The sequence below is a fragment of the Serratia sp. CY74737 genome, from assembly GCF_052166775.1.
Classification (GTDB): domain Bacteria; phylum Pseudomonadota; class Gammaproteobacteria; order Enterobacterales; family Enterobacteriaceae; genus Serratia; species Serratia ureilytica.
The window spans coordinates 23540-30587 of record NZ_JBJNOF010000024.1 but is presented as its reverse complement, the minus strand read 5'-3'; the positions used below and the strand labels follow the sequence as shown (position 1 = coordinate 30587).

Annotated in this window: 7 protein-coding genes; 2 read left to right on the top strand and 5 right to left on the bottom strand. The window is 60.5% G+C overall.

The window, feature by feature from the left end; genetic code table 11:
- Positions 1–490 precede the first annotated feature (490 nt).
- Positions 491–2080 (top strand): bifunctional phosphoribosylaminoimidazolecarboxamide formyltransferase/IMP cyclohydrolase, encoded by a 1590-nt coding sequence (gene purH, locus ACJ8PE_RS24475; protein WP_089181545.1) that lies wholly within the window; start codon positions 491–493, stop codon positions 2078–2080.
- 48 nt (positions 2081–2128) lie between these two features.
- Positions 2129–3412: a phosphoribosylamine--glycine ligase gene (purD, locus tag ACJ8PE_RS24470; protein WP_197762251.1), complete on the top strand. Its 1284-nt coding sequence runs from the start codon at positions 2129–2131 to the stop codon at positions 3410–3412.
- Between the two features lie 49 nt (positions 3413–3461).
- On the opposite strand, the gene ACJ8PE_RS24465 is transcribed toward purD, so the two are convergent.
- The 5 genes from ACJ8PE_RS24465 to hemE form a co-directional block, all read right to left on the bottom strand.
- Positions 3462–4133 (bottom strand): DUF1481 domain-containing protein, encoded by a 672-nt coding sequence (locus ACJ8PE_RS24465; protein ID WP_197793852.1) that lies wholly within the window; start codon positions 4131–4133, stop codon positions 3462–3464.
- Positions 4134–4169: 36 nt separating this feature from the next.
- Positions 4170–4442 (bottom strand): nucleoid-associated protein HU-alpha, encoded by a 273-nt coding sequence (gene hupA / locus ACJ8PE_RS24460; protein WP_004929874.1) that lies wholly within the window; start codon positions 4440–4442, stop codon positions 4170–4172.
- Between the two features lie 189 nt (positions 4443–4631).
- The gene (locus tag ACJ8PE_RS24455) at positions 4632–5222 is read right to left on the bottom strand and encodes a YjaG family protein (protein WP_197762253.1); all 591 of its coding nucleotides are present in this window, start codon (positions 5220–5222) and stop codon (positions 4632–4634) included.
- Positions 5223–5270: 48 nt separating this feature from the next.
- Positions 5271–5957 (bottom strand): deoxyribonuclease V, encoded by a 687-nt coding sequence (gene nfi / locus ACJ8PE_RS24450; protein WP_197762255.1) that lies wholly within the window; start codon positions 5955–5957, stop codon positions 5271–5273.
- A gap of 9 nt (positions 5958–5966) precedes the next feature.
- Positions 5967–7031, bottom strand: a complete 1065-nt coding sequence (gene hemE, locus ACJ8PE_RS24445) for a uroporphyrinogen decarboxylase (protein ID WP_004929877.1) — start codon at positions 7029–7031, stop codon at positions 5967–5969.
- Between the last annotated feature and the right edge of the window lie 17 nt (positions 7032–7048).

Below are 7048 nucleotides of genomic sequence, written 5' to 3'. Positions count from 1 at the left end.
TGATAAATTGTTAAAGAGCAGTGAGTTAGGCGCTTTCGCTTGCTAACTCGAGGTGGCGTATATTACGCTTTCCTCTTTCAGAGTCAACCCTAATTTTCAGGTTTTTTCTCTGCGACCCCCGGATACTCTGTGAAGTTGTTCACATGTTCCGTGTCGATGGAGGCGCATTATAGGGAGTTCCTCGCAAGCCGCAACAGGTATTTTCAGCAAAAACGATCGTTAGCTGCATTCCACAGCAAAACCCCGCTTTATACCCACTTGCACACAGTGTTATCCACAGATGCGATTTGTACGGAAAATTTACGAGCGCCACGCAAACGTTTTCGCTACAATTCCCCGCGACGAAACGATCCCCCTTTTTACGGGGGCGTTACCTGAATTTGTGCCTGTCCCTCCCTTTATAAGGCAGAAAACCGCGCTTTATAGAGAGAACGAGGTGGACATTCACGTAACGCTCTTTAATTGCGACTCAAAGCCAAGGGATAAAACCATGCAACAACCTCGTCCAATCCGCCGGGCTCTGCTCAGCGTGTCTGACAAAGCCGGTATCGTTGAATTCGCCGAAGCGCTTTCCCAGCGCGGCGTTGAACTGCTCTCCACCGGCGGCACCGCCCGCCTGCTGGCAGACGCCGGTCTACCCGTTACCGAAGTTTCCGACTATACCGGCTTCCCGGAGATGATGGACGGACGAGTAAAGACCCTGCACCCGAAAGTTCACGGCGGTATCCTCGGCCGCCGCGGCCAGGACGACGCGGTCATGAATCAGCATGACATCCAGCCTATCGACATGGTGGTCGTCAATCTGTACCCGTTCGCCCAAACCGTGGCGCGCCCAGATTGCTCGCTGGAAGACGCGGTCGAAAATATCGATATCGGCGGCCCGACCATGGTGCGCTCTGCCGCCAAGAACCATAAAGACGTCGCCATCGTGGTGAAGAGCAGCGACTACGCCGCCATCATTACCGAGATGGACAACAACGACGGCTCGCTGCGCTATGCCACCCGCTTCGATCTCGCCATCAAGGCCTTCGAACACACCGCCGCCTACGACAGCATGATCGCCAACTACTTCGGCGCGCTGGTGCCGGCGTACCACGGCGAGACCGAACAGCCGTCCGGCCGCTTCCCTCGTACTCTGAACCTCAACTACATCAAGAAGCAGGATATGCGTTACGGTGAGAACAGCCACCAGCAGGCCGCCTTCTATATAGAAGAAGAGGTAAAGGAAGCGTCCGTCGCGACCGCCGAGCAGCTGCAGGGCAAAGCGCTGTCCTATAACAACATCGCCGATACCGACGCCGCGCTGGAATGCGTGAAAGAGTTCGCCGAACCGGCCTGCGTGATCGTCAAGCACGCCAACCCTTGCGGCGTGGCGATCGGCGACGACATCCTCGCCGCCTATGAGCGCGCTTACCAAACCGACCCGACTTCCGCCTTCGGCGGCATCATCGCCTTTAACCGCGAGCTGGACGCCGCCACCGCGCAGGCGATCATCAGCCGCCAGTTCGTGGAAGTGATCATCGCGCCAAACGTCACTCAGGAAGCGCGCTCCCTTCTGGCCGCCAAACAGAACGTGCGCGTGCTGGCCTGCGGCCAGTGGCAGCAACGCGTGGCGGGGCTGGACTTCAAGCGCGTCAACGGCGGGCTGCTGGTACAGGATCGCGATCTCGGCATGGTGACCGCCGCCGATCTGCGCGTGGTATCCGAGCGCCAACCGACCGAACAGGAACTGCGTGACGCGCTGTTCTGCTGGAAAGTGGCCAAGTTCGTGAAATCCAACGCCATCGTTTATGCACGTGACAACATGACCATCGGCATAGGCGCCGGCCAGATGAGCCGCGTTTATTCCGCCAAGATCGCCGGCATCAAAGCGAGCGACGAAGGGCTGGAAGTGAAAGGATCCGCCATGGCCTCCGACGCCTTCTTCCCGTTCCGTGACGGCATCGATGCCGCAGCGGCAGTCGGCATCACCTGCGTGATCCAGCCTGGCGGCTCGATCCGCGACGACGAAGTGATCGCCGCCGCCAACGAACACGGCATCGCGATGATCTTCACCGACATGCGTCATTTCCGCCATTAATTCCTTTTGCCGCGTGCGCTTCGGCGCACGCCATTCGTGGAGCCCCTGATGAACATTTTGATTATCGGCAACGGCGGGCGCGAGCACGCGCTGGCCTGGAAAGCCGCCCAGTCTCCGCTGGCGGATAAAGTCTACGTTGCGCCGGGCAATGCCGGCACCGCGCTGGAAGCCAATCTGGAGAACGTGGCGATTGCCGCCACCGATATCCCCGCCCTGGTCGCTTTCGCCCAGAGCCATGACATCGGTCTGACCATCGTCGGGCCGGAAGCCCCGCTGGTGATTGGCGTGGTCGACGCCTTCCAGGCCGCCGGTCTGAAAATCTTCGGCCCGACGCAGGCCGCCGCGCAGCTCGAAGGCTCCAAAGCTTTCACTAAGGATTTCCTGGCGCGTCACCGCATCCCAACCGCCGAATATGAAAACTTCACCGACGTGGAGCCGGCGCTGGCCTACGTGCGCAGCAAAGGCGCGCCGATCGTCATCAAGGCCGATGGCCTGGCGGCCGGTAAAGGCGTGATCGTCGCGATGACGCTGCAGGAAGCGGAAGAGGCGGTGCGCGACATGTTGGCCGGCAACGCCTTCGGCGACGCCGGTCATCGCATCGTGGTGGAAGAGTTCCTTGACGGTGAAGAGGCCAGCTTCATCGTGATGGTCGACGGCGAGAACGTGGTGCCGATGGCCACCAGCCAGGACCACAAGCGCGTCGGCGACGGCGACACCGGCCCGAACACCGGCGGCATGGGCGCCTATTCTCCCGCACCGGTAGTGACCGACGAAATCCACCAGCGCGCCATGGACCAGGTGATCTGGCCGACGGTGCGCGGCATGGCGGCGGAAGGCAACACCTACGTCGGCTTCCTTTACGCCGGCCTGATGATCGCCGCCGACGGCCAGCCGAAGGTGATCGAATTCAACTGTCGTTTCGGCGATCCGGAAACCCAGCCGATCATGCTGCGCCTGCGTTCCGATCTGGTGGAACTGTGCCTGGCGGGAGCCGAAGGCCGCCTGAACGAGAAAACCTCCGACTGGGACGAGCGCCCTGCGCTCGGCGTGGTGCTGGCGGCCGGCGGTTATCCGGGTGACTATCGCAACGGCGAGGTGATCCAGGGGCTGCCGCAACAGGAAAGCGCCGACGGTAAGGTCTTCCATGCCGGCACGCGCCTGCAGGGCGATGACGTCGTCACCAGCGGCGGTCGCGTTCTGTGCGTGACGGCGCTGGGCGACACCGTGGCGCAGGCGCAACAACGCGCCTACCAGCTGGCCGAAGGCATTGAGTGGCCGGGCAGCTTCTGCCGCAAAGATATCGGTTATCGCGCGATTGCGCGCGGCAAGTGATTTGACCTGATAAGGTCATGACAAGAGGCTCCGCAGCGCGGGGCCTTTTTTATAGCTGGTCTTCTTTCGGTTCCCAGCTGCAGAAGTCGTCGTTCGCCACCAGCAGCAGCTCGCTGCCTTCCGGCGCTTCCAACCAGGCGACGCTCACCGGCCGGCTGCTGCTGCGGGCGCGTTTTTCGATCCAGGCGATGGCGGAGGCATCCAACCCGGGTTTTAAGCGCTGCCCGTCGCAGGTTTGCACTTCGCCCTGCAACCAACGCCCCTGCAGCAATTTGACCTTGCCGGCGCGCAGCGCATTGCTGACTTCGAGCATACGTCGCGCCTGATATTGATACAGGGCGATTTCATCGCGGGTCAGCGGTTCGCGACGTGTCGCCAGCTGGCGCTGCATAAAGCTCACCGTGCCGTCGTCGGCAAAGCGCAGTTGAATGGAATCTCGATCGCCGTCGGCGTCGTTGCGTTTGATTTGGCGCAGCACGTCGCCCTGATAGGTGTACAGCGTGGTGATGGTACCCGGTCCGCGGTAGGGACTGTAGACGCTGACCAGTACCTGCGGGCGATGTTGCTCATCGTCTTTACGCCACAGGCGTATCACGCCTTGATCGGCCACAAAGCCGCTGGCGGTAAAGCTGGGAATATCGGAATGGAAACTGCAGGCGCTCAGACCGAGGGCGATGCCGGCGGCCATGAGCACCCGACGAGTAAACAAAAGGGGCGCCATCGCCCCTCTGTTTAATCTTTTCACCGAGGCGCGGTCTTATTTAACAGCGTCTTTCAGTGCTTTGCCAGAAACGAACGCAGGCACGTTGGCTGCTGCGATTTTGATTTCTTTGCCAGTCTGTGGGTTGCGGCCAGTGCGCTCGCTACGATGGTTTACTTTGAAAGTACCGAAGCCAACCAATTGTACTGCATCACCTTCTTTCAGAGACTCAGTAATAGCAGCCAGGGTGGATTCCAGAGCCAGTTTAGCTTGTGCTTTGGAAAGGTCAGCCTTGTCCGCGATTACATCAATCAGTTGAGTCTTGTTCATAAGTTATCCTTACAGTGTGTTTATCGTTTGCAAAGCATCGAGTGCGACGGATATGCCGATTGACAGCACTCTCCTGCATACACGCACCGATAGCCACTTTTTTTACGCCCCCCAAATGTAGACCAGACAGGGTGCGGATGTGAAGCCTTAAGGCATGACAAATCAGGCGTTAAATCACGTTTTGTTGCCTTATTGCGCTAAATTTATCCCGATGTTGCTGACACCGGCCTCTCGCAGGTCGGATCGCAGCCCCTTGATCAGGTCTATATCGCGCTCTTCACAGGCGTCCAACAGGCGGAAAATTTCCCATTGAATGTCCCATTCTTCCTCTACCGCAGGCAAACTTCCCAACTCTTCGTCGGTCATTTCCCTACCGGCTTGAGTCATTTCCAACATCGCCACGGTGCGAATCGATGTTTCGCTGATGGCGATGGCGTGCTCCAGCGTCTCCCCGCCGAGCCGCGAATGGATCAGTTCCCCTAATGCGATACAGGCATCAATTGCCGGGTAAACGCCGTAAAGATCGTAATCTTCCGCCGACGGAATCGCCTCTTCCAACTTCTCGAGCTGGCTGTCGAAGTTGACCTTGGCGTCCTTCACCACCAGCGTTTCCCACACCAAATCCAGAATGCGGCGATAAACCGCCGGATCGCCGAACTCGGTCTGTTTGCAGAACATCTGGTAATTCGGGTACATACGCTCGCACAAACTGGCCATAAAGGTCAAATGTTGCCAAGCCTCGTGCCGTTCCAGACGTAAATGAATCGGGTTACGTAGCATGCTTTACTCTCTTACGCGTTATCTGCGGCGCAGTGTACCCGAAATCGCTCATGGCGACACCTCCGGATGCTGCTGCAACCAACGCTGAAACGCCGGACGGCGCGAAGCGATGGCGTCGGCCCAGCGGGTCGGCTCCGGCAAACGGTAGCCCGCCATACAGCGCTGCACCCACGCCAGCGCGCTGTCGGCGCCCACGCGGTGACCGGTAGAGATGAACAGCGGGTTGCAGCGCGCCTTGCTGCGCCATACCCAGCCCAGCTGTTCCCCCTTATCTTCCAACGGCGCCAGCGCGCCGACGGCGGCCTCCAGCGGCGCGAATTTGCCGCACAGGCGCTTCTTGGCCACGCCGATGGTCGGTACATCGACCAGCAGGCCGAAATGGCTGGCGACGCCGAGGCGCCGCGGATGTGAAACGCCGTGGCCATCGACGAAGATCAGCCCCGGCTTTTGCCGCAGCTGTGCCCAGGCGGTCAACAGCGCCGGGTATTCGCGAAACGACAGGAAGCCCGGGATATAAGGCATGACGGTGGCGATGCGCGCCACCTGATATTCCACCAGCTCCAGCGACGGATAGCGCAGTATGGCGATGGCGGCACGCGTCACCGCCCCCTCCTGCTCGAAGCCCACGTCAGCGCCGGCGATGAAGGCCGGCGGTTCGGCCGGCAGATCGTCGTAGCGAATGACTTCAGCAGCGCGCCGCAGCTGTTCGGCGCGCAGGGCCTGCATATCGGTCACATCGAATCCTTAACGGTGGTATTTCGCCGACTGCGCGTGCACCGCCTCGACGAAGGCGCCGGCGTGCTCAGGCGGCACATCCTGATGGATGCCGTGGCCCAGGTTGAACACATGACCGTTGCCGTGGCCAAAACCGGCCAGAATGGTCTCCACCTCTTCCGCGATGCGCGCCGGAGAAGCATAGAGCATCGACGGATCCATATTGCCCTGCAGCGCCACTTTGTCGCCCACGCGCCGACGCGCGTCGGCGATATCGGTGGTCCAATCCAGCCCCAGCGCATCGCAGCCGGTGGCGGCCATCGCCTCCAGCCACTGCCCGCCGCCTTTGGTGAACAGCGTCACCGGCACGCGGCGACCGTCGTTTTCACGCAGTAGCCCGTCGACGATCTTGTGCATGTAGTGCAAAGAGAACTCGCGATAATCGCGCCCGGTCAGTACGCCGCCCCAGGTGTCGAACACCATCACCGACTGCGCACCGGCTTTAATCTGGGCATTGAGGTACAGGATCACGCTGTCCGCCAGCTTGTCCAGCAACAGGTGCAGCGTGGCCGGTTCGGCATACATCATCTTCTTCAGCTTGGTGAAGGCTTTGCTGCTGCCGCCTTCGACCATATAAGTCGCCAGCGTCCACGGGCTGCCGGAGAAGCCGATCAGCGGCACTTCGCCCTTCAGCTCGCGGCGAATGGTGCGCACCGCGTTCATCACATAGCCCAACTCCACTTCCGGATCGAACACCGGCAGCTTGTCGACGTCGGCGCGGCAGGTAACGGGGGAGCTGAAACGCGGGCCTTCGCCGGCTTCAAAGTACAGGCCGAGCCCCATGGCGTCGGGAATGGTGAGAATGTCGGAGAACAGGATGGCGGCGTCCAGCGCATAGCGGCGCAGCGGCTGCAGCGTGACCTCGCAGGCCAGCTCCGCGTTCTTGCACAGCGACATGAAATCACCGGCCTGGGCGCGGGTCGCCTTGTACTCCGGTAAATAACGACCGGCCTGGCGCATCATCCATACGGGGGTCACATCCACCGGCTGGCGCAACAGCGCGCGCAGGTAGCGATCGTTCTTCAACTCAGTCATTTATGGGGCTCCCTTAA

Coding starts and splice junctions, on each gene's coding strand:
- purH (WP_089181545.1), top strand. CDS start 491: ATGCAACAACCTCGTCCAATCCGCCGGGCTCTGCTCAGCGTGTCTGAC.
- purD (WP_197762251.1), top strand. CDS start 2,129: ATGAACATTTTGATTATCGGCAACGGCGGGCGCGAGCACGCGCTGGCC.
- ACJ8PE_RS24465 (WP_197793852.1), bottom strand. CDS start 4,133: ATGGCGCCCCTTTTGTTTACTCGTCGGGTGCTCATGGCCGCCGGCATC.
- hupA (WP_004929874.1), bottom strand. CDS start 4,442: ATGAACAAGACTCAACTGATTGATGTAATCGCGGACAAGGCTGACCTT.
- ACJ8PE_RS24455 (WP_197762253.1), bottom strand. CDS start 5,222: ATGCTACGTAACCCGATTCATTTACGTCTGGAACGGCACGAGGCTTGG.
- hemE (WP_004929877.1), bottom strand. CDS start 7,031: ATGACTGAGTTGAAGAACGATCGCTACCTGCGCGCGCTGTTGCGCCAG.